The sequence below is a fragment of the Cystobacter fuscus genome (genome assembly GCF_002305875.1).
Taxonomy (GTDB): domain Bacteria; phylum Myxococcota; class Myxococcia; order Myxococcales; family Myxococcaceae; genus Cystobacter; species Cystobacter fuscus_A.
In genome coordinates, this window is the sequence record NZ_CP022098.1 from 3,102,662 (window position 1) to 3,123,537 (window position 20,876).

The following is a 20,876-nucleotide window of genomic DNA, read 5'->3' on the forward strand; positions in this document are numbered from 1 at the left end:
CCTCGTCTGGCGGCCTCCGGGCTGGCATGCTGGGGGTGTCCATGACCGAAGTCCCACAGCCTCCAGGTCCCGCCCTCCGGGTGGCCCAGTTCGTCCCCCGCACCGAGGCGGAGGGTCCCGGTCACCGCTTCGCCCTGTGGCTCCAGGGCTGTCCGCTGCGCTGCCCGGGCTGCTGCAACCCGGAGATGTTCGCCCCCGATCGCGGCCCCCTCGTCACCGTCGAGGAACTCGCCCGGCGCGTCCTCTCCACCCCGGACCTCGAGGGCTTCAGCCTCCTCGGGGGCGAGCCCTTCGCCCAGCCCGGCCCCGCCGCCGCCCTGTGCGAGCGCCTCCGCGAGGCCGGTCTCTCCATCATGATCTTCAGCGGCTACACCCTCGCCGAGCTGCGTGCCCAGGCCAATCCAGAGGTGGAGCGGCTTCTCGCCGCCGCCGACCTGCTCGTCGATGGCCGCTTCGAGAAGGACCAGCCGGACACGCGCCGCCGATGGATTGGCTCGCGCAACCAGGTCCTGCACTTCCTCACGTCCCGCTACTCGCCAGACGATCCCCGGTTCTCCGCTCCCAACACCGCCGAAATCCACTTCGTGGACGGCAAGCTCGTCATCAACGGTTGGCCCGAGCTCGCCAACCGGCTGCGGCCATGATGTCCGTCTCCCCGAGCGAACACGCCCTCCTCTCCCTCGCCCGCGCCATCGTGGGCTCGGGGCAGTACGCCTCCGTCGAGGACCTCCTCCTCACCCGCCACGCCGTTCCCCCGAAGCTCGGCCCCCGCGCGCTCCACGTGCTGCGCGACCTGCTCGCCAAGGGCATCGTCCTCGCTCTCGTCCGGCGCGGGGGTTGGCGGCGGCAGCGTCACCTCCACGAGGGACAGGGCGTGGAGGGCCGGCTCTGGCAACGGCACTCCGCCCCCGTGCTGCACTTCTCGTCCGCCTGCGTGCGGACCCTCCAGTGGCTCACCTCCCAGCCCCTCGGACGGCTCGACTGCGAGCCGCTCGAGGTGGTGGCTCCCCTCACGCTCGCCGACGAGCTTTTCCTCTACCTGTGCTGTCACCTCGTGGCGGGCACGCCCTGTGGGCCTTCCGTGGGCGCCCAGCCCCTCTTCCGGCACTCGGCGCTCTGCCGGCTCGGCTTTCCCGAGCTGCTCGGCGCGCCTCCGCCCGGCTTCGATGCCTCGGCCTTCACGCCACTGCTCGCGGACAAGGGCCTCGTGCTCGAGGCCTTGCAGGCGGACCTCGCCCGCCGCTGGCTCCGCCTCGAGGAGTCCAAGCGCCGTGTCTCCGAGCCCGCGGACATGGTGGCACTCGGCTCGGCTCAGGAGGCGGTGCTCTCCTCCTTCCTGGATGCGCTCGAGGCCGCCCAGCGGAGGGAGCTCGCTGGCTTCCTGCTGGAGGCGGGCAGGGGACTGGTGGAACGCCCCGCGGCGCTTTGGGTGGAAGGACTCTCCCCGCTCGCCTCCTTGCGCGCCCGTGCCGAGGCCTCCCGGGCCGCGGGCGCCTGGCTGAGGAGTCTCGCCCGGCTCGCCCGCTGGGACGCCGAGCACCGCGCCGTGCGCTTCTTCGACGATGACTACGACGCGGCCCAGTTCCTGCTCTCCCAGTGGAACGCGTTCGGCGAGGCCGGCTTCCGGCTCGCGGCGGAGCGCGAGCGGACCCTCGCTTCCTTCGGCCCCATCGAAGCGGTTTCCAGCTAGCCTCCACTCCCCATGAGTCGCGCCTACCGCATTTCCGTCTCCGAGTCCCTCAACCGCGTGGTGCGGGCCGAGGATGGTGTCTGCTCCAAGCTCGAGCTGTTGCCCATCCTCTCCCAGGAAGAGCTGGGGGGACTGCTCGCCGAGGAGCTGGCGCGCCGCGGCTTCACGCGCGAGGGCCCCGTCGCCCTGCGCACCGAGGCCGATGGCGTCCGGCTGGCCATCGACGTGCAGACGGGGGACGTGAGCGTCACGCTCGCCGACGAGCGGGCCGTGGAGCTTGAGGCCACGGCGCAGCGCGGCTACGCCCGGGAGGAGGAGAAGGCGCAGGCCGAGGAGCAGGCCCGGGAACAGGCCCGGGCGCGGCTGGAGGACCGGGCCAGCGTCGCCCGGGAGTCGCTGCGCGAGGACCTCACCCGCCGCCTGGAAGCCCGGTTGCGCGACCTGAAGCAGGAGCTGGACGCCGTCTCCAACAAGGTGACGGCCGAGGCCCTCAAGGTCCGGGCGCGGCAGCTCGGCACGGTGGAGGAGATCAGCGAGGATCCCGCCACCGGTTCGCTCACCATCAAGGTCCGTCTGTGAGTGCCCTCATCCCCGAACAGGAACTGCCCGTCGAGCTGTCCCCCTTCGCGGCGGTGGAAGCGGCCTACCCCGCGGAGCTGGGTCGCGTGTGCGAGGCGCTGCAGCGGGGCCTCGCCGTCATGGTCGAGGCCGACAAGGAGCTGACGCCCTTCTTCTACAAGTGCCTGCGCGACCGGCTCAAGCGCGAGGGCAAGCAGTTCCTCTACCTGGATGGCCGCACCGCCCAGGAGCCCCCTCCGGGCATGCCGGCGCCGAGCCTCATGTCCACGCTCATCGCCCAGTTGCGCGATGCCGTGCGCGGCGCGGTGCGCGAGCGCATCGTGGTGTTGCCCCACCTGGATCTGCTCACCACCAGCAGCGGGGGACTCACCTCCGAGGCGCGCGAGGTCATCCCGCTGCTCTACGAGAACCCGGAGATGGTGTGGGTGGGCTTCAAGGATCCCTCCTTCCCGCTGCCGCGCGTCATCGAGAACCTCTTCCCCCACCGCGAGAGCATCCTGGGCGTGGGCCGCGATCGGCTGCGCTACCTCGTCACCCAGCGCGAGAGCCGGAAGTTCGGCCGGGGACTCCAGCCCTACGCGCTCTACAAGCACGTGTCCGGCGTGAACGCCGTCCGCCTGCGGCGCCTGCTCGGGGCCATCACCGGCGAGGACTACCCCGCGGACGCCCGTCCCGCGTACGTGCAGTTGCGCACCGCCACCCTCTCCGGCTCGCTCAGCGTGCCGAACCTGGATCTGCACGGAGCCATTGGCGGCTACGCCAAGGTGAAGGAGCGGCTCCAGCGCGAGCTGCTGGACGTGCTGGCCCACAAGGAGACGCTCGGGGACGCCGAGCAGGTCAAGCAGGTGGAGTCGCTCCTGCCGCGCGGGATGATCTTCTGGGGCCCGCCCGGCACGGGCAAGACGCTCTTCGCCAAGGCGATGGCCTCGGCGCTCGGCGCGGCCGTCACCGTGGTGAGTGGCCCCGAGCTCAAGAGCCGCTGGGTGGGCGAGAGCGAGGAGAACCTCCGGCAGATCTTCGTGCGCGCCCGTCAGGCCGCCCCCAGCATCATCATCTTCGACGAGCTGGACTCGTTCGCCTCGGCGCGCGGCACGTACACGGGCTCGGGGGTGGAGCACTCCATGGTGAACCAGCTCCTCACGGAGATGGATGGCTTCCGCAAGGAGGAGCTCGTCTTCGTGGTGGGCACCACCAACTTCGTCGAGTCGCTGGATCCCGCGCTCCTGCGTCCCGGCCGCTTCGAGTTCCAACTGTGCATTCCCTATCCCAACAGCACGGACCGGCGCGCCATCCTCTCCATCTATGACCGGAAGCTCGGCCTGGGCCTGTCCGAGCGGGCCATGGATTATGCGGTGAAGCGCACGGGAGACCTGGTGGAGGGCACCGGCTCGCGCTACTCCGGCGATCACCTCCAGGCGCTGTGCCGGGCGCTGGCGCGGCGGCGGCTGCGCGAGGGCCACCTGGGCCCCACCGAGCCGCTCGACGTGGAGCGCGCCCTCTCCGACTACCTCGATCGGCCCGAGCTCACCGCCGCCGAGGAGAAGGTGGTGGCCACCCACGAGGCCGGCCACGCCCTCTGCGCGTTGCATTGTCCCCACGCTCCGCCCATCGATCGCATCTCCATCCGGGGGGACCTCGCCGGCTCGCTCGGCTTCGTGCAGTACGCGGACCGGGCCCACCGCTACGTCGTCACCCGGGGCCAGCTCCTCGACAACCTCTGCGTGCTCTTCGGTGGCCGCGAGGCCGAGGCGCTCCTCCTGGACGACATCTCCATCGGTAGCGCGCAGGACCTGGAGCAGGCCACGGAGATCGCCCGCGCGCTCGTGCAGGAGTTCGGCATGGGCGAGGGCGACGCGCTCGCGGTGCAGCGCTTCGCCCCCTACGATCCTCGAGCGCCCTCGCTCCCGCTCTCCAATGCCACGCTCGAGCAGCTCGACGCCCAGGTGCGGCATCTGCTCGATTCCCAGCGGAAGCGGGCCCGGGACATCCTCCAGCGCGAGCGCGACCGCCTCCTCGCGCTGCGCGAGCTGCTGCTCGAACGCAAGGTGCTCGACCGCGAGGCCTTCGCCCACCTGATGCCCTCCGCGGCGCCCAAGGAGCTCCCTCGTGGCTAGCCTCATCCTCCGTCTCCAGATCGATCCCTCCACGGGCAAGAAGGACATCCTCGTCAAGTACGAGAGCGATGCCGACGCCCTGCCCATGGAGCACGAGGAGGAGCATCGCCGCCTGGTGGACAAGCTCATCGCGGGCGGCGCGCTGAAGGCCTCCGAGGTGGGGCGCATCATCGTCGAGCGCGAGACGCCCGCGAGCACGGGCGGCGAGCAGACCCCGGCGTCCGAGGACGTCTCCGCACGCGTCGCGCGGAAGGCCTGATGCCCACGCTCTCCTTCCCCACCGAGGAGATCTTGCGGCTCGCGCTGACCTCGGGCCTCGTCCCCACCGAGGTCCAGGTGGCTCGCGCGCGCGTCCAGCGCACCGGGACGGGAGGACTCCTCGTCACGCCCGAGGCGCCCCTGACCCGTGCCCAGGTGAAGGCGCTCGGGGAGCTCGGCATCCGCCTCGATGAGCAAGCCTCCGGAGACGGCGCGGCCGTGAGCTGCTGGGCGGAGCTGCTCCCGGTCCGGCGGATGCCCGACCTGGACGTGCCCATCGGTCCGGTGCTCTTCCTGGCCGCGCACGAGCGCGAGCTGCTGCCCCTGGCCGGAGAGCTGCTGCGGCTCGGGTGTGACAGACAGGAGCTGTGCCTCGCCGGAAGTGGCTCCGAGCGCCGGGCGCTCCTGCGGGCCGTGGCCCCGCCGTACTTCACCCTCACGCGCGCCATCGATCGCATCGCGGGACTGCGCGCCTTCGCTCCCGTCACCGCCGGTTCGCAGGGGGTGTGGATGGAGCTGGGCCATACCCACCCCATGGCCCAGGCGCTCCGGGCGTCCCCGGGGACGTTGTTGCTGCTCCCGGGAGAGGGGCGCTGGATGACCGCGCCGGACGGGCCCTGGCTGGACCTGTACCAGCTCGTGGACCTCCCGCTGCCCCAGCCCGCGGAGGACTGGGTGCCTCGCCCCGTGCCCGGACGCCTCTCGGTGCCCCTGCGGCTCCGCCAGGCCGCGCGCGTGGAGCCCGCCAGCCTCTGGGTGCTGCGCGAGAACGCCGTGGCCCAGGTCGAGTCCCTCGTGCACTCTCTGCCGGAGGCGCTGCTCGCGCAGCTGCGCTTCGCCGTCTCGGGCCCTCCCGAGGCTCCCCACGTCGTCCTCCGCGCCCGGCCGGGGCGGGAGAAGCCCCCGGAGCTCGGACTGTCCGCGACGGCCTACGCTCCCTTGCCCCAGCTTCCCACCCTCTACCTTCCCTGCGACGCGCTGCTGGAGCCTCCCTTGCGCGGGGACCGGCTGCGTGCCCTGCTCACGCCCGACGCGGACACCGTCACCTGGCTGCACCCCACGGGACAGGGGGCCTTCCGCGCCGAGCGCCTCCCGGAGCGCGCCTTCCAGCCGCTCGACGAGTGGGTGGAGTACGTCCTCGATACCGGCGCCGTGGCGCTCGAGCCCTGGGTGCGTGGCGCCACGTTCGACTTCGCGGCCTTCGAGGGCACGGACACCGGGCCGAGTGAAGAGTCCTCTCCGTCGGCGAAGGAGGAGGAGCCCGGGCGTCGCTCCTCTCGCCGCCGTTCCGCCGCCGCGCCCGCCTCCGAGCCCATCGCCGCGCCACGGATTCCCCGGGCGGAGGCGCCACGGCCTCCGCCCATGCGTCTGGCGCCCCTCACGCCCGCGCGGACGAGCGAGCTCGAGCGGGAACTCACCACGCGGGAGAAGGACTTCCTCGCGCTGGAGTCTCCGGCGGATGCGCCCGAGCGCCTGCCCGCGTGGGTGCGCATGGCGGAGCTCAACGGCCTGCTCGGGCGCGAGCGCGACGCGAGCCTGTGCTGGACCCGGGCCCTCTGGGAGACCTCGGGCGCCGAGGCGGCGTCCCTCGCGGCTCGCTGGGCGGAGTCCACGTCGCAAGGGGCCTCGCCCACCGAGCGGCTGGCCCTCGCCGCGCCCTCCGACGCGGACGTCCGCGCCCTCGCGAGTCACGTGCTGCGGGTGTTCCATGGCTCCGGTGAGCCGCTCGACGTTCCCGCGGTGCAGCGCTGGCTGGACCGGCACGATGGAGCGCTCGACGTGCGCTCGCTCTGGCTCACCCGCGTCGCGCTGGCCCGGCTCGTCGGAGGCGATGCACTCGGACTGGCCCAGGCCGGAGACCGGGTGCTCGCCCTGTTGCACCGGGGCCTCTCCCGGTCGCGGGACGTGCCCACCTTCCTGCGCGCGAGCGTGGATGCGGCCCATGCCTCCCGGCTGCGCGCCCAGCTCGACGCGTTGCTCGAGCGCTTCGAGCGCACGCCCCGCCACCGCTCCGCTCTCGAGGCCCCCGTTGCCCTCACCGGATCCTATGTGCGCTTCGTCTTCGCCTGGGGACTCGCGCGGCTCGGGCACGCGGACCGGGCGCGGGAGCTGATGGCGAGCGCCACCTCCGGCCTGGAGGGGAAGGACCCCGTGCATGGCTTTCTCGGCCGGGCCTATGCGGCGCGGGTGGCGCAGGCCCTCGAGGGACTTCCTTCCGAGACACCGCTTCCCCACGAGCTGGCCACCGAGCTCCATGCCCTGGGCAGCTTCCACCGGTACAAGGTGGACCGGCTCCGGCAGGCCTCCACGATTCTCGAGCCGAGCGAGCGGTTGGATCCGGCGCGCTCCTTCGGACGGGGCGAGCGGGATCCTCGAGGCGAGGAGTTCGCCGTCCTGCGCGAGGAGAAGGACGTGGAGCGCCTCGTCACGGCCGTGGAGCAGCTCGCCGCCCGGGCGCTCTCCCTCCTCACGCCGGCCCCCGAGCGCCAGCGGTTGTTGGAAGGTCTGCTCGACACCCTTCCGCGGCTGCCACCGGCCCGAGCCCTGCCGCTGTTGGCCCGGCTGGTGCCCTCCATGGAAGGCCTGCCTGACGAGGCCCACGCCCTGCTCCTGGGGGATGCCCTCACGGTGGCGGGACACTTCGGCCGGGAGGATCACGTCAAGGCGCTGGTGGGACGGCTGCGCGCGCTGCTGGTGGGGCTCCAGCCAGGGGCGGAGGCCTGGGGCCATGGCATCCTCGGCGCGTCCCTGCGCGACCTGCGCCGCCTGGGACTGCTCCGCGAGGCCACCGGGCTGCTCGAGCCGGGCCAGCAGCTCCTCGCCCGTCCCGAGAAGGTTCCCCTGTCCACCCAGCTCGGCATCGCCGCCGGGCTCGCGCTGCTCGGACACCTGCCGGAGGCCACGGCCGTGTTCGAGCGCGCCTTCACCACCCTGGCCCGGTTCCAGGGACCCATGCCCGAGCGGCTCATCCTGACGCGGGGGCTCGCGGGGGCGCTGTCCCAGGCCCCGGTCGACGTGGCCCTGCCGGCGCTGGCGCGGCTGTCCGAGCAGCTCCCCGGGGTGACGGACAGCTACAACACCAACAGCCACTTCTGCCTGTCCGTGGTGGAATTCGCGGACGCGCTGGTGCTGGGGCACGTGGGAGTGGGGCAGGGGTCGGGTGAGCGCGCCCGGCGTTGGCTGGACGAGGACGAATTCCTGGTGCGGCGCCGCATCCACCGGGAGCTGGAGGAGCATCCATGAGTGTTCCCAATCGGGAGCCCGCGGACGGCCGGATCGCCGTCGACCCCATCACCGAGCTGTCCCACGAGGCGCTCTCGCGCGAGTCGCAGGCGCTGCGCGATCGCATCAACCGCTTCCGGCTCTCGCTGGGGCGGCACTTCGTGGGCAAGCAGACGCTGGTGGACCTGATGACGGTGGCGGCGGTGGCGCAGGAGCCGCTGCTGCTGGTGGGTCCACCGGGCACGGCCAAGTCCGAGCTGGTGCTCAAGTTCAAGGACGCCCTGCGCATCGGGGACGAGGACTACTTCGAGTACCTGCTCACGCGCTTCACCGAGCCCTCGGAGGTGCTGGGCCCCATCGACATCAACCTGTTGCGGCAGGGCCGCTACATGCGGCGCGAGAGGGGCAAGCTGCCCACGGCGCGGCTCGTCTTCCTGGACGAGGTCTTCAAGGCCAGCTCGGCCATCCTCAACGCGCTGCTCACGGTCATCAACGAGCGCAAGTTCTACCAGGACGGCGCGCCCCAGCCGGTGCGGCTCAAGGTGCTCTTCGCCGCCACCAACGAGCTGCCCGAGCACGCGGAGCTGGGGGCGCTCAAGGATCGCTTCTGCCTGAAGGCGGCGTGCCGCCCGGTGCAGGACCGCTACTTCCTCGAGCTCATCGACGCGGGCCTGGAGTCGCAGACGCAGCGCGAGCTGAACCAGAAGCCCTGGGCGGAGGGCCACGCCACGCTGGAGGACTTCCTCAAGGCGCACCGCTACCTGACGCTGGTGATGAGCCGGCGCGAGCCGGGGCCGGAGGGGCGCGAGCTGCGCGACCGGGAGCTGTTCTTCCGCGACGAGCTGCTGCGCGAGTTCCGCCGCGTGGTGCAGACGCTCACCCGCGAGGACGGCGTCTTCATCAGCGATCGCAAGCTGGTGAAGCTCTACCGGCTGTTGCGCACGCGGGCGTGGATCTTCCATGGGGGCGCCGTCGAGCGGGAGGACCTGGTGCTGCTCTCCTTCCTGGGAGAGACGCGCGAGGAGATCGACCTGCTGGAGGAGAAGGTGCCGCGGCTGCTCGGGCTGACATGACGACGGAGCCACGGGGACCCGAGGAAGCGGAGCGGTGGCTGTGCGCGGGGCTGTGCCTCGCGCGGCTGGAGGGCACGTCCCCCGAGGCCGTGGCGCAAGCCGTGCCCTGGCTGCTGGCGGCCCACGCCGAGCTCCCGGCGCTGCCTCCCCTGGGGGTGGTGGTGGACCTCGGGAGGCTGGCGCTGGGCGCGCCACTCGAGTCCTCGCGGCCGGTGCCGGACTCCGTGCCCTCGCTGCGGGCGGCGGTGCGTGCCTATGAGGACCAGCTGCTCGCGCGGCTGGCCGCCGAGCCGCACCTGGAGGCGGTGGTGAACGCGCTGGCCCGCATGCCCGCGGAGCTGCGGCCCCGCGGCGTGGCCTTCCTGGTGGCCCGGGTGCTCACGCGGCTGGGGTTCACGGGGGGCACGGCGGTGAATCCCGGGCTCGCGCGGCGGGTGCTCGAACATCCTCCCGCCGAGCTGCTCCAGACGGGCCACGCGGCGCTGCGCGAGCGGGGCGCGGAGGTGGAGCGGCTGGCCGAGGCCTACGAGGCCCTGGGCGGCGCGGCCCGGCGGGCGCGGGCGCTGTTGGGCGACGCGGAGGTGTTCACCCTGGAGAACCTGGAGCGGCTCCAGGGGCGGGCGCGGCGGCTGGCGCTGGAGCAGGCGGTGGAGGCGGCGGAGGCGCTCGCCGAGGCCCTGCCCAGGCGGATGCGGCCCCGGAAGCCCGCCTCGGGTCAGACGCCCTCGCACCTGGAGGACGACGCGGCGTTTCCCCAGGGAGGCTTCTCCTCGGTGTCCAACGTGGGGAGCCTGGAGAACCTGGTCACGTCGGAGCTCGTCTACATGGAGGACGACGCGGGGTTGGATCTGTTCGATCTGCGCTACGTGGAGGGCGAGCTGCTCTACTACACGCGGGACGAGAGCCTCGTGGTGCGGCGGCGGCGGCGGGTGACGTTCGCGCTGCTGCCGGGGCTGACGGAGGCCCGCGTCAAGGACGCGGGGCTGCGCTGGCAGCGGGGCGTGCTGGTGCTGGGGCTGGTGCTGAGCCTGGTGCGGCGGTTGTCCGTGTGGCTGGGGGATGAGGAGCTGCGCTTCCGGGTGGTGGTGGTGGGCGAGGGGCTGGAGGCGGAGCGGGGCCTGTGCGAGCTGCTGCTGCGCGAGTGGCTCGAGCGAGGTAACGCGGAAGTGACGGCGGCGGAGCGCCTGGAGTCGGTCCTCGCCCAGGCCGGGGAGGACGCGAAGCGGGCCCGCACGGACGTGCTCCTCCTGGGGGGCCGGGAGATGCCTCCCGCTCCATCCCAGGTGGGCCTGGCGCTGCTCGACGTCTCCCAGCCGGTGCCTCGGCTCTCGCCCGCCTCGTCTCCCGAGCCACCCGGGGAGGAGCCATGGGCCACGTGGCGTGGAGTGACGCTTGAGCTTGCGCGAGGGCTCCTCTAGCGTCGCCGGGCCAAGGGGAACCACATGCCGCTTTACGAGTTCAAGGAGGGCAACTCCAGCAAGTTCTGGGAGATCACCCTCTCGGGTAACAGCTTCACCACGCGCTGGGGGAAGATCGGCACCAAGGGCCAGGAGAAGACGCAGAGCTTCTCCAACGCCGTCGAGGCCAAGCGCGAGCACGACAAGCTCATCGCCGAGAAGACGAAGAAGGGCTACGAGCTGGCCGACGGCCAGGAGGCGCCCGGCGAGGACGAGGAGGGTGATGACTCGGCGAACCTGGCCAAGCGCAACCCGGAGCTCGAGGCGGCCATCGAGAAGGATCCGGACAACGTCGAGGGCTACCTCGTCTATGGCGACTGGCTGCAGAGCCAGGGAGACCCTCGTGGCGAGCTGATCGCCCTGCAGTGCGCGGCGCACCAGGCGTCGGGCGAGGAGGCCACGAAGCTCAAGCGTCAGGCGTCGGCGCTGGTGCGCAAGTACAAGAAGTACCTGCTGGGGGCGCTGGCGGACAAGGAGGACAACGAGGTGGAAGTGGGGTGGCGCTTCGGCTTCATCCAGAGCGCCCGCCTGGCCCGGGGAGACTTCGACTCGGAGTTCGATTCCGCCGAGGCGGTGAAGCACCTGATGGCGCTGCCCTCGGCCCGCTTCCTGCGTGAGCTCACCTTCGGCATGGCGGATTACGAGGAGAACGACTACAGCGAGGCCATCGGGGCGCTGGCGGGGACGACGTGCCCCACGCTGGAGACGCTCTTCATCGGTGACTTCGAGTATCCGGACGAGACGGAGATCTCCTGGACGCACCTGCAAGACCTCTCGCCGGTGTACAAGGCCTTCCCCCGCCTGCGCTCGCTGAAGGTGCGTGGAGGCGAGCTGGAGATGGGCGAGGTGAACCTGCCGGAGCTGCGTGAGTTCACCGTGGAGACGGGTGGGTTGCCGCTGGATGCGGTCAAGTCCATCGTGAAGGCGAACTGGCCGAAGCTGGAGCGGCTGGAGGTGTGGTTCGGCTCGGAGAACTACGGCGCGGGAGGCGGCGTGGACGACATCCAGCCCCTGCTCGAGGGCAAGGGCGTGCCGGCGCTCAAGCACCTGGGGCTGCGCAACGCGGAGTTCACCAACGAGCTGTGCAAGGCGCTGCCACGGGCGAAGATCCTCTCCCAGCTCGAGACGCTGGACTTGTCCATGGGCACGATGACGAAGGAGGGCGCGGAGGCGCTGGTGGCGAACGCGGCGGCCTTCAAGCACCTCAAGCGCCTGGACGTGACGGAGAACCTCTTGTCGGACGAGGCCCAGAAGCAGGTGGCGAAGCTGGGCGAGTACGTGGCGCACGGCAACCAGCGTGACGACTACGACGAGGACGACGACTACCGCTACGTGGCGGTGGGCGAGTAGCGGGAGTCCCGGGTGGGCGCGCCGCCGTTCCTGCTCATCGGCAATCCGGAGAACCGGCGCGTCACCCTCTTCCAGGCGGCCCTGGCCGCCCGGGGCCTTCCTCCCGCGCACGTGGTGCCCTGGCGCGAGCTGCTGAGGGAGCCGGCGGTGCTCGCGGATCTGCCGGACACCGAGCGGCTCGTGCGCATCGACGCCGCGGGCGAGAGCTTCGAGGTGGAGAAGGCGCTGCTGAAGCGGGGCCACGAGGATGCGCGGGCGCTCGGGTGCGCCGTGCTCACGCCCGAGCAGATTGACGCCCTCCCCGAGGACCGTGGGCGCATCCTCTGCCCGAGGCAGTACCACCTGGGCTTCCTGCGGACCCTGAGCCAGTTGGAGGCCATCTTCGCCGAGCACCCCCGCTGGCGGGTGCTCTCCTCGCCCGCGAGCATCGCGGAGCTCTTCGACAAGCGCCTCACCTCGCGAAAGTACGCGGCGCGGGGCATCCCGGTGCCGCCGTCGCTGGAGGGCATCACGGACGTGGAGTCGCTGCGGACGCGGATGCGGGAGGAGGGCTGGCGCGAGGCGTTCGTGAAGCTCTCGTGCGGCTCCTCGGCGTCGTGCCTGGGCATCTTCCGGTTGGGCCGCTCGGACGAGTCCCTGTTCACCACCCTCGAGCAGACGGACACCGGCTGGTACAACTCACTCAAGGTGCGCCGCCTCCGCGAGCCCCGGCGGGTGGAGGCGGCCCTGGAGTTCCTCCTGCGCGAGGGTTCGCAGGTGGAGCGGGCCCTGCCCAAGGCACGGCTGCGCGGGGAGTTCTTCGACTGCCGGGTGCTGATGGTGCGGGGCGAGCCGGCCTTCACCGTCATCCGTCAGAGCCGCCACCCCATCACCAACCTGCACCTGGGGGGCAAGCGCGGCGACATGGACGCCTTCCTCGCGGCGGTGCCTCCGCGCGAGCTGGAGGCGGCGATGGAGACGTGCCGCCAGGTGGCGCGAGCCCATGATTGCCTGCACGTGGGGATCGATCTCATGTACGAGGCGTACTTCCAGGGCCACGCGGTCCTGGAGGCCAACGCCTTCGGAGATCTGCTGCCCAATCTGCGGCGCGACGGGCTCTCCGTCTACGAGTGGGAGATCCGCGAGGCGCTGCGCTGAGCCTGCCAGAGGGGCTCCACCGGCACGCGCTCGAGGATGCCCGAGCCGAACACGCGATCCAGCTCCAGGTAGTCCAGGTGCACGTAGCCGATGTGACACCCGCATGTCGCCTTGGCACAGGGGCGTGGGCGGAGGACCTGCTCGAAGCCGGGCTCGTAGATGTTGCCGAGGAACTCGCGCACGAAGTGGCACCGGCGCGCCGAGCCCGCGCCGTCCACGGAGATGACGCTCTCCCCGGTGCGGCACGCCTTGCCGAGGCTCGGGTGGTGGGTGTTGTTGAGGGAGAAGAGGGGATCGACGCGGGAGAAGCGCTCCACGTCCTCGGGGGTGTAGCGCTCCTCCTTGCCGTCCTTGACGGCGTTGATCCACAGGTACACGTCTGGAGGCAGCTCGCCGCGCAGGGCCTCGGCCTCCTCGGCGAAGCGGCGGAAGCCCACCATGCCCACGCTGTAGCGCACGCCCAGGGCGCCCAGCCGCTCGCACTGCGACACGAAGCGCCTGCGCTTCATCCACTCGGGGTGGAAGGTGGCCCAGATGCCGAGCTTCTCCGGCTGGCAGCGCTCCACCCACTCCAGGGTGCAGGAGAGGTTCGTCTGGATGGCGGCCCGCTCGACGTGGGGCATCCGCGTGAGCCGCACCAGGGCCTCCTGATACCAGGGGCGGATGAGTCCCTCGCCCCACGGGGTGAAGAACACCGACACGGGGTAGGGCCGGGACCCGACCCAGTCGACGAAGCGCTCGACGCCCGCGCGATCCTCGGCCAGCTCCGCGTCGTCCTGCTTCCACTTGCCGAAGGGGCAGTACTCGCAGCCGAAGTTGCAGTTCGACAGCGGACCCCGGTAGAGCACGGTGAGCTTCATCGCCACGAGTACCCCTCCATCAACGCGCGCACCGGCTCGGAGTGCAGCCACGGGCCGATGAGATCCGAGCGCTCCACGCCCGCGTCCGTGAGGTGCAGCGCCTCCGGGGTGCGCCGCGCGAGGCCATGGGTCTCCAGCTCGGCCAGCTCCGGGAAGTCCGCGAGCGCCTCGGTACCGAAGCGCTGGCGGTAGGCGGCGAACTCCACGCCCTCGGCGAGCAGGGAGAGGAGCATGTGGCGCCGGCGCTGTTCCGCCTCGTCGAGGACGAAGCCGTAGCCCACCTCGCCGAAGGAGGCCTCGGTCCGCTCGCTGTAGGCGGCGATGATGGAGCGCACCTCGCGCGAGCCCACGGCGTACTCGGAGGAGTAGTGCATGCGCTCGGTGTACGAGCGGGCCCCGCACCCGAGCCCCACCATCCCATCCTCCTGGCAGCGGTACACGGGCCCTTCCACCGAGGGGGCGTGGCGGGCGCGGAACATGCGCATGGACACCTGGGTGTAGCCCTCGGAGCGCAGGAAGTCGCGGCCGGCGCGATAGAGGGCGAGCCGCTGATCATCCCAGGCCCGCGCCTTCTTGCCGAGGAAGGTGAGGGGCCGGACATAGAGGGGGTAGAGGTAGAGCTCCTCGGGGGCGAAGCGGAGGGCGGCGCGCAGCGAGGCGAGCCACGTCTCCTCGGTCTGGGCCTCCATGCCGTAGATGAGATCGATGTTGAGCGTGGGGAAGCCCGCGGAGCGCAGCAGGTCCAACGTGGCCTCCACCTGGGCCGTCTTCTGGGGCCGCTTGACCGAGGCCACCTCGGACTCGAGGAAGCTCTGCACGCCGATGCTCACCCGATCCACGCCGCGCGAGCGCAGGGCGGCCACCTTGGCGGCGTCCACCGTTTCGGGAGAGACCTCCACGGAGACGGGGAGGCGGTGCGGGTCGGCGCCCATGACCTGTTCGGCGAGGTCGAAGACGGTGTGCAGCCCGGCCACGTCGAGCAGGGTGGGGGTGCCTCCGCCCACGGCGATGCGCGCGAAGGGGGTGGGCCCGAGCGCCTCCTTCACCCGGCGGGCTTCTCGCGTGAGGGCCTGGAGGTAGACCTGGACGACGTCCTCCTTGGGACCGGCGGCGGTGAAGAGGTTGCAGAAGCCGCAGCGCATCTCGCAGAAGGGGATGTGCAGGTAGAGGAAGAGGGCCTCGCGCCGCTCCCGGGCCCAGACGGACTCCAGGGAGGGGGCTGGCGAGAGGGGACGGTAGGCCGTCTTGTGCGGATAGCCATAGAGGTACGCCACGTAGGGCGATCCTCCGAGCATCGTCTCCAGGCGCGTCATGACTCGGGCTCTCCCGGCAGCGGAAACTCCGCGTAGGGAACCGTCCATACCACCGGATGGCCGATCCGGTGACCGGAGTAACCGTCCTCCCCGTACGCCGTGCCGTGGTCCGAGCAGACGATGCAGAAGGAGGGCCCCCGGCGGCGCAGGGCGGCGAAGAGGGGAGGAAGCTGGCTGTCCACGTAGGCGAGCGCCGCCGCGTGCGAGTCGCGCGAGTCCCCGGTGGCGCCGGGCAGGTAGAAAGAGTTGGGCTGGTGCAGGGCGGAGACGTTGAGGAAGAGGAACACCCGGCGCTCGCGCGGCAGGGCATCGAGCAGCCGTACGGCGAGGCCTACCTGGTTCTCGGTGGAGCGGGGGTCGCGCACGCCCAGCTCGGGGCTCCAGTGGCTCTCGGCGAAGAAGCCGGGGAGGACGCTGCCCAGGGGGTTGAGCTTGTTGAAGAAGCCCACGCCGCCGATGCAGACGGTGTGGTAGCCGCGCCCGGCGAGCCCGGAGACGATGTCGGGGGTATCGAAGACGCAGGTGCCGGAGTCGGTGGTCTCGCTGCCCTGGAAGCGGGCGGCGAAGAGACGGGAGTGGCGGCTGGGCTCGACGGGGGTGGGCAGGAAGCCGGCGAAGAAGGCGTGGTGGGCGGCGTAGGTGAAGCTGGCGGGCGAGTGCCGCCGCTCCCAGCGTCCGCTGGGGAGGAGGGAGGCGAGGTGGGGCGTCCTGCCCTGGGCGAGCGTCTCCTCGGCCACGTCGAGGCGCAGGGTGTCCAGGGTGAGGAAGAGCAGGTCGTGGGTGCCGACCAGGGCGTTCATGTCCGTCACTAGAGCACCTGGAGGAGCTCGTCGACACGGCTCACGGTGAGGGTGGGGGGAGGCAGCTCGTTGGGCCAGTCGCGCCCGCCGGAGATCCAGCAGGAGGCCATTCCCACACGGGTCGCCCCGGCGATGTCGCGCACCGGGTCATCCCCGACGTGGAGCACCTCCGCTGGAGCACAGCCAACGTGCGCGAGCGCCGCGGTGAAGATGCGCGGGTCCGGCTTGCTCGCGCCCACCTCGCCGGAGAGGAAGACATCGGGCAGTACGTCCTCGAGTCCCGCGCGTGCGAGCTTGGCGCGCTGCATGCGCGAGGAGCCGTTGGAGACCACGGCCACCATGAAGCGGGACTTCACCCACTCCACGAGCGGGCGGATGCCGGGCTGGGGCTGGATGAAGGACGGCAGCCGGTGGGCGAAGTCCTCCCAGAGGGCCTCGGCGGAGAGGGACAGGCCTGGGAAGGCGAGGGTGACCTGGCGGAAGAAGAGGGTCCGTTCGGTGGAGCCCCGCGCATCGAGCGCGTGCAGGGTGGCCACGTCCTGGTCCCGGCGCTCCGGGGGGAAGGCGGCCGGGTGGCGGGAGAGGAGATCCTCGAGGTAGCGCGCGAAGGCACCGGCACGGTCGATGAGGGTGTCATCGAGATCGAAAAAGACGGCCCGGGGCCGCATCCGCGAAACTCCTCTCACAGGGGAGGCCCAGGATACGCTGCCCACCGTGGTTCAGGCCAGCCTCCGCTCCCGTGGTGCGTTCGAAAAGCTTTGTCGGATCGCTGTTCGAAAGTCAGCCCCAGGTGGGTTCTTGACGAGAATGGGTGAGGACAAAGTGGAAGAGGTCTTGGACTGTCGGGTGTGAGAACTGTCAGGGATTGAGAAACATGGATGTGTCGAAGATGTTGATCGGACATTCGCGAGAATGCTCCCTATCTCACAGTTTTTTCCGCCCCCGGTTCACAGCGCGGCCGGATTGCAGCACAAGCCTTGTCTCCCCCCCATGAAGGGGTGCGTTTCCCCCGGGCTTCGAACGACATGAACTCGAACATTCTCGCCAGGAACAACGTCAAGCTCATGGGCCAGGGGTCGCGCACGATGCTGTTCGCCCATGGCTTCGGTTGTGACCAGAACATGTGGCGCTTCGTGGCTCCGTCCTTCGCGGAGGACTACCGGCTCGTCCTGTTCGACTACGTCGGCTCGGGCCGCTCGGATCTCCAGGCCTACAATCCCGAGCGGTACTCGAACCTGAACGGCTACGCCCAGGACATCCTCGACATCTGCGCGGCGCTCGACCTGAAGGACGTCGTCCTCGTCGGGCACTCGGTCAGCGCCATGATCTCCCTGCTGGCCGCCATCAAGGAGCCCCAGCGCTTCCACCGCCTCGTCTTCGTGAGCCCTTCGCCCCGCTATGTCAACGAGGCGCCCGACTATGTGGGCGGGTTCGAGCGCAAGGACCTCGAGGAGCTCCTGGACACGATGGACAGGAATTACATCGGGTGGGCCAGCTTCCTGGCGCCCCTCGTCATGAGGAACCCGGACCGGCCGCATCTCACCTCGGAGCTCAAGGAGAGCTTCTGCTCCACGGATCCCATCATCGCCCGGCGGTTCGCCGAGGTGACGTTCTTCGCGGACAACCGGCGGGATCTGCCCAAGCTGACGGTTCCCTCGCTCATCCTCCAGTGCTCGGAGGATCTGCTCGCGCCCGTCTCGGTGGGCGAGTACGTCCATCGCCACTTGCCGCGGAGCACCCTGCGCATCATGCGGGCGACGGGACACTGCCCCCACATGAGCGATCCGGAGGAGACCACCGGACTCATCAAGGAATACCTGTGCTCGGCGTGAAGCCCATGCCCACCTTCCCCATGGAGGAGCTGCTGCAATGCGCGCCGTGCGGCCTCTTCTCGTACAACGGCGATGGCGCGCTCGTGGCCGTCAACGACACGGTGTTGGAGCTCCTGGGTTACACCCGCGACGAGCTGCTGGGCCGTCCCATGACGACGATCCTGACGCTCGCGGGCCGCATGTTCTGCGAGACCCACGTCTTCCCGCTGCTGCGCATGCAGGGCCGGGCGGACGAGCTCCAGCTCCCACTGCGCTCCAAGGGCGGCGGGTCCATCCCCGTGCTCCTCAACGCCATCCGCAAGGAGCATGAGGACGGCGTCCTCCATCACTGCGCGTTCATGTCGGTGCGCGAGCGCGGCAAGTACGAGGACGAGCTGCTGAGGTCGAAGCGGACGGCGGAAGAGGCCCTGCGGAACAACGAGGCGCTCAACCAGGCCCGGCAGGCCGTGGAGGTTCATGCCCGGGATCTCGACCAGAAGATCAGCCAACTGGAGCAGCGCAATCAGGATCTCACGCGCGTGAGCACCGCCCTGGCGCAGGATCTGCGGCAGCCCGCCCGGCAGCTGTCCATGTTCGCCTGCCTCTTCACCCGGGAGGACTGGGAGGGGCTGTCGGTGACGGGCCAGCATTCGCTCGAGCGCATCAAGACCGTCAGCGTGAAGATGGAGCAGCTGGTGATGGGGCTGCATCAGTTCATGGCGCTGGACGTGCTCGACGAGCCGATCGAGGACGTGGATCTGCTCGAGAGCCTGGGAAGCGCCCGGCACCGGGTGGTGGAGATGGGCGGCTCTCCCTCGTTGGCGCTGCGGTGTGAGCCTCTTCCCGTCATCCAGGGCCGGCGGCGTCAGTTGATGCTGCTCTTCTTCCACCTGCTCGACAACGCGGCGAAGTTCCGCAAACCCCGCGGGGAAGCGAGGCTCGACATCGGGTGCCAGCTCATCGAGCACAACAGCTTCCGGTCCATCAAGGACAAGTATCACTACACGGACTTCGTGCGGATCACCTTCACGGACAATGGGATTGGCTTCGACCCCCTCCACCGCTCCCATGTGTTCGAGGTGCTCAGGAAGCTGAACCCGGATACTCCCGGGATAGGTGTCGGGCTCGCCATCTGCCGCAAGGTGGTGGAGAACCACCACGGCTCCATCTCGGTCGAGTCGGAGCCGGGCCGCGGCACCCAGTTCACGATCCTCCTGCCCGTGAAGCAACAGACCCGTTCGCCAGGGGAGTGACATTATATCAGAAAGACTTGAAGGTCGCCGCGTTGTTTCAATGTGAAACCGATTTCGAGAAGACGTTCACGATGATGACGCCGAAGATGATGAAGCCCAGGCCGATCATCGCCGCCGCGTCGAGCTTCTGGTGGAAGATGAAAAAGCCTATCACGGAGATCAAGACGATCCCGAGACCACTCCAGATCGCGTAGGCGATCCCGACCGGCATGGCCTTCAAGGCGATGGACAGGAAGTAGAAGGCTCCCGCGTAGCAGAGCGCCATGAGGGCCGTGGGCAGTGGGTTCGTGAATTGCCGCGACTGCTGGAGGCAGGTCGTTCCGACGACCTCGAGGGTGATGGCGGCTGCGAGTGCACCGTAGCTGATCAACGCTGGATTCATGGTCTCACGTGTCTTTTTCCTGGGTCATTGCCAGGAGCCGCGACAACAGTTTCTGGCGCTCCTTCAGCGGTTGTGTGTCCGGAGCTGACAGATCCGCGAACCACACCCCATCCGCCGCGTAGCGAATGATCTCGAGAGACACGCCCGCGTCGGTGTCCCGATGGCGGCTCAGGCGCGCTTTCAACCAATCGCTCCAGCTTCGGCTCAACGTCTCGTCCAGCAGCGTGGAGATGGACAGCGCCGCCCAGGGATTGCTCCTTCCATCGGGCTTCAGAAGCACGAAGGCGCGGACATAGGCCCGGGTGAAACGTCCGTACTCGACGGGATCTTTCTCCAGGTGGTGGTCTATCTCCCTGTCCAGTTTCTCGACCAGAGCGGCGCAGACCGCTTCCGTCAGCTTCTGCTTGTTGGGGAAGTGATGCAGGAGGCCTCCCTTGGTCACGCCCGCCGCACTGGCGACCTCCTGGAGTGTCAGGTTCGCGAGCCCGCGTTCAGCCGCCATCCGCGCCGCGCAGTCGAGCAGCTTCTGGCGTACGACCTCCGGTTGCTTCTTCCTCTCGTAGGCACTGGCCATACCAGGAAGATACCGTCCGGACGGTATCTTTCAAGGGGAATATTCCATGAATGGTGGTGGACGACGGCCTCCGCCCCGCGATGGTGCTCGCGCTCACCGAGCAGGGGCTCACGGTGCTGCGCGTGAGGTAGCCGGGCGGGGCGGAGATGCTGTGTGGGGCTCACCCCTGGCTTCGGGGGAACTATTCAGCGGCCTGAGGGCGGGAGTAGCCAAGCATCCACGTATAGATGTCGTGGCCCGCCGAGCCGCTGTAGGTGCGTCCCCAGGAGTCATGCCCGACACCCGAATAGAGCGTGAGCTGCGCGGGAGGACTCGCCCGCGGGGTGCAGACGGTGTTGAGCTTGTTGACCGGATCGACCGAGCCCCAATACGAGACAGTCCCGTCACTGGTGCCATGGAACGCCCACACCGGCACATCCCACAGCGCGCAGACGTTGACGCCATTGCCATTGCCAGCGATGGGGACGATGGCGGCGAGCTTCTGGGGATGGGCCGCCGCGTAGGTCCAGGTCACGATGGCTCCCGCGGAGAGCCCCGTGAGATAGACACGCGAGGGATCGACGCGGTAGTGGCTCTTCGCGAACTCGAGCACCGCGTCGAGCTCCGCGTTGCTCCACCAGGCGTTGAAGCGCTGCGGTGAGATCAACACGAACGGGAACTGCCGCCCATTGCGGATGAGTTTTGGTGGCGCGGTGGGACTCATGAGCTTCTCGAGCCCCGTCGTGGTACCGGCACTTCCATCGCCCGCCTCGCCGAGCCCTCCCAGGAAGATCACGAGCGGGAACGTCGCCTCCGGATCGTCATCGTAGTCCTGGGGCAGGTACTCCCAGAACCCGTGGTTGATCCCCGACACCGTCCCGATGGGACGAGCAACGATTTGTCCCGGAGCTGCCCATGCGAGCTGCGCGGCACAGACAACCAGAATCAACAGGACGCGATTCACGATGGCCATACAGGTCCTCTCTGATGGAGTGGAGGATCTGTCTACCTGAATGTCTTACAA

General features: G+C 69.9%; 19 protein-coding genes. 12 read left to right on the top strand and 7 right to left on the bottom strand.

Features of this window, described 5'->3' with window-relative positions:
• Positions 1-41: 41 nt before the first annotated feature.
• The 10 genes from CYFUS_RS12840 to CYFUS_RS12885 are packed head-to-tail and all read left to right on the top strand — an operon-like array spanning position 42 to position 12,880.
• Entirely contained in the window at positions 42-644 is a 603-nt protein-coding gene (locus CYFUS_RS12840) for a 4Fe-4S single cluster domain-containing protein (RefSeq protein ID WP_232537534.1), read from the top strand.
• Positions 641-1,690, top strand: a complete 1,050-nt coding sequence (locus CYFUS_RS12845) for a hypothetical protein (RefSeq protein WP_095985477.1) — start codon at positions 641-643, stop codon at positions 1,688-1,690. Before CYFUS_RS12840 ends, CYFUS_RS12845 begins: the two co-directional genes overlap by 4 nt.
• 12 nt (positions 1,691-1,702) lie before the next feature.
• Positions 1,703-2,269 (top strand): hypothetical protein, encoded by a 567-nt coding sequence (locus CYFUS_RS12850; protein ID WP_095985478.1) that lies wholly within the window; start codon positions 1,703-1,705, stop codon positions 2,267-2,269.
• Entirely contained in the window at positions 2,266-4,383 is a 2,118-nt protein-coding gene (locus tag CYFUS_RS12855; RefSeq protein ID WP_095985479.1) for an AAA family ATPase, read from the top strand. Before CYFUS_RS12850 ends, CYFUS_RS12855 begins: the two co-directional genes overlap by 4 nt.
• The gene (locus CYFUS_RS12860) at positions 4,376-4,642 is read left to right on the top strand and encodes a hypothetical protein (protein ID WP_095985480.1); all 267 of its coding nucleotides are present in this window, start codon (positions 4,376-4,378) and stop codon (positions 4,640-4,642) included. Before CYFUS_RS12855 ends, CYFUS_RS12860 begins: the two co-directional genes overlap by 8 nt.
• Positions 4,642-7,884: a hypothetical protein gene (locus tag CYFUS_RS12865; RefSeq protein WP_095985481.1), complete on the top strand. Its 3,243-nt coding sequence runs from the start codon at positions 4,642-4,644 to the stop codon at positions 7,882-7,884. Before CYFUS_RS12860 ends, CYFUS_RS12865 begins: the two co-directional genes overlap by 1 nt.
• Positions 7,881-8,936: an AAA family ATPase gene (locus CYFUS_RS12870; RefSeq protein ID WP_095985482.1), complete on the top strand. Its 1,056-nt coding sequence runs from the start codon at positions 7,881-7,883 to the stop codon at positions 8,934-8,936. Before CYFUS_RS12865 ends, CYFUS_RS12870 begins: the two co-directional genes overlap by 4 nt.
• On the top strand, positions 8,933-10,354 hold the full coding sequence (locus CYFUS_RS12875; protein WP_095985483.1) for a hypothetical protein: 1,422 nt from the start codon (positions 8,933-8,935) through the stop codon (positions 10,352-10,354). The genes CYFUS_RS12870 and CYFUS_RS12875 overlap by 4 nt, the downstream gene beginning before the upstream one ends.
• 24 nt (positions 10,355-10,378) lie before the next feature.
• Entirely contained in the window at positions 10,379-11,743 is a 1,365-nt protein-coding gene (locus tag CYFUS_RS12880) for a WGR domain-containing protein (RefSeq protein WP_095985484.1), read from the top strand.
• A 12-nt stretch (positions 11,744-11,755) separates the two neighbouring features.
• Positions 11,756-12,880: an STM4014 family protein gene (locus CYFUS_RS12885; RefSeq protein ID WP_095985485.1), complete on the top strand. Its 1,125-nt coding sequence runs from the start codon at positions 11,756-11,758 to the stop codon at positions 12,878-12,880.
• On the opposite strand, the gene CYFUS_RS12890 is transcribed toward CYFUS_RS12885, so the two are convergent.
• The 4 genes from CYFUS_RS12890 to CYFUS_RS12905 are packed head-to-tail and all read right to left on the bottom strand — an operon-like array spanning position 12,847 to position 16,521.
• Entirely contained in the window at positions 12,847-13,740 is an 894-nt protein-coding gene (locus CYFUS_RS12890) for an STM4011 family radical SAM protein (RefSeq protein ID WP_095991978.1), read from the bottom strand. The two genes, CYFUS_RS12885 and CYFUS_RS12890, sit on opposite strands and share 34 nt — an antisense overlap.
• Positions 13,737-15,053 carry an STM4012 family radical SAM protein gene (locus tag CYFUS_RS12895; RefSeq protein ID WP_095985486.1) on the bottom strand — a complete coding sequence of 439 codons (1,317 nt, stop codon included), beginning with the start codon at positions 15,051-15,053 and terminating at the stop codon, positions 13,737-13,739. The genes CYFUS_RS12890 and CYFUS_RS12895 overlap by 4 nt, the downstream gene beginning before the upstream one ends.
• Positions 15,050-15,853: an STM4013/SEN3800 family hydrolase gene (locus tag CYFUS_RS12900; protein ID WP_095991979.1), complete on the bottom strand. Its 804-nt coding sequence runs from the start codon at positions 15,851-15,853 to the stop codon at positions 15,050-15,052. Before CYFUS_RS12900 ends, CYFUS_RS12895 begins: the two co-directional genes overlap by 4 nt.
• An 8-nt stretch (positions 15,854-15,861) precedes the next feature.
• Positions 15,862-16,521, bottom strand: a complete 660-nt coding sequence (locus tag CYFUS_RS12905) for an HAD family hydrolase (protein WP_095985487.1) — start codon at positions 16,519-16,521, stop codon at positions 15,862-15,864.
• Positions 16,522-16,878: 357 nt separating this feature from the next.
• Here CYFUS_RS12905 and CYFUS_RS12910 point away from each other — a divergent pair, with 357 nt between their 5' ends.
• Together CYFUS_RS12910 and CYFUS_RS12915 are read left to right on the top strand one after the other, a co-directional pair.
• Positions 16,879-17,685 (top strand): alpha/beta fold hydrolase, encoded by an 807-nt coding sequence (locus CYFUS_RS12910; protein ID WP_095985488.1) that lies wholly within the window; start codon positions 16,879-16,881, stop codon positions 17,683-17,685.
• The gene (locus tag CYFUS_RS12915; protein ID WP_095985489.1) at positions 17,673-18,917 is read left to right on the top strand and encodes a sensor histidine kinase; all 1,245 of its coding nucleotides are present in this window, start codon (positions 17,673-17,675) and stop codon (positions 18,915-18,917) included. The genes CYFUS_RS12910 and CYFUS_RS12915 overlap by 13 nt, the downstream gene beginning before the upstream one ends.
• Positions 18,918-18,954: 37 nt before the next feature.
• Here CYFUS_RS12915 and CYFUS_RS12920 read toward each other — a convergent pair whose 3' ends face one another.
• The 3 genes from CYFUS_RS12920 to CYFUS_RS12930 all read right to left on the bottom strand — a co-directional run bounded on the left by CYFUS_RS12920 (position 18,955) and on the right by CYFUS_RS12930 (position 20,825).
• Positions 18,955-19,299 carry a DMT family transporter gene (locus CYFUS_RS12920; protein WP_095985490.1) on the bottom strand — a complete coding sequence of 115 codons (345 nt, stop codon included), beginning with the start codon at positions 19,297-19,299 and terminating at the stop codon, positions 18,955-18,957.
• A gap of 4 nt (positions 19,300-19,303) precedes the next feature.
• Positions 19,304-19,873 (bottom strand): TetR/AcrR family transcriptional regulator, encoded by a 570-nt coding sequence (locus CYFUS_RS12925; protein WP_095985491.1) that lies wholly within the window; start codon positions 19,871-19,873, stop codon positions 19,304-19,306.
• A gap of 181 nt (positions 19,874-20,054) precedes the next feature.
• Positions 20,055-20,825: a dienelactone hydrolase family protein gene (locus CYFUS_RS12930; protein ID WP_095985492.1), complete on the bottom strand. Its 771-nt coding sequence runs from the start codon at positions 20,823-20,825 to the stop codon at positions 20,055-20,057.
• Between the last annotated feature and the right edge of the window lie 51 nt (positions 20,826-20,876).

Coding starts and splice junctions, on each gene's coding strand:
- CYFUS_RS12875 (WP_095985483.1), top strand. CDS start 8,933: ATGACGACGGAGCCACGGGGACCCGAGGAAGCGGAGCGGTGGCTGTGC.
- CYFUS_RS12840 (WP_232537534.1), top strand. CDS start 42: ATGACCGAAGTCCCACAGCCTCCAGGTCCCGCCCTCCGGGTGGCCCAG.
- CYFUS_RS12880 (WP_095985484.1), top strand. CDS start 10,379: ATGCCGCTTTACGAGTTCAAGGAGGGCAACTCCAGCAAGTTCTGGGAG.
- CYFUS_RS12900 (WP_095991979.1), bottom strand. CDS start 15,853: ATGAACGCCCTGGTCGGCACCCACGACCTGCTCTTCCTCACCCTGGAC.
- CYFUS_RS12870 (WP_095985482.1), top strand. CDS start 7,881: ATGAGTGTTCCCAATCGGGAGCCCGCGGACGGCCGGATCGCCGTCGAC.
- CYFUS_RS12905 (WP_095985487.1), bottom strand. CDS start 16,521: ATGCGGCCCCGGGCCGTCTTTTTCGATCTCGATGACACCCTCATCGAC.
- CYFUS_RS12890 (WP_095991978.1), bottom strand. CDS start 13,740: ATGAAGCTCACCGTGCTCTACCGGGGTCCGCTGTCGAACTGCAACTTC.
- CYFUS_RS12865 (WP_095985481.1), top strand. CDS start 4,642: ATGCCCACGCTCTCCTTCCCCACCGAGGAGATCTTGCGGCTCGCGCTG.
- CYFUS_RS12910 (WP_095985488.1), top strand. CDS start 16,879: ATGAACTCGAACATTCTCGCCAGGAACAACGTCAAGCTCATGGGCCAG.
- CYFUS_RS12895 (WP_095985486.1), bottom strand. CDS start 15,053: ATGACGCGCCTGGAGACGATGCTCGGAGGATCGCCCTACGTGGCGTAC.
- CYFUS_RS12845 (WP_095985477.1), top strand. CDS start 641: ATGATGTCCGTCTCCCCGAGCGAACACGCCCTCCTCTCCCTCGCCCGC.
- CYFUS_RS12920 (WP_095985490.1), bottom strand. CDS start 19,299: ATGAATCCAGCGTTGATCAGCTACGGTGCACTCGCAGCCGCCATCACC.
- CYFUS_RS12850 (WP_095985478.1), top strand. CDS start 1,703: ATGAGTCGCGCCTACCGCATTTCCGTCTCCGAGTCCCTCAACCGCGTG.
- CYFUS_RS12930 (WP_095985492.1), bottom strand. CDS start 20,825: ATGGCCATCGTGAATCGCGTCCTGTTGATTCTGGTTGTCTGTGCCGCG.
- CYFUS_RS12925 (WP_095985491.1), bottom strand. CDS start 19,873: ATGGCCAGTGCCTACGAGAGGAAGAAGCAACCGGAGGTCGTACGCCAG.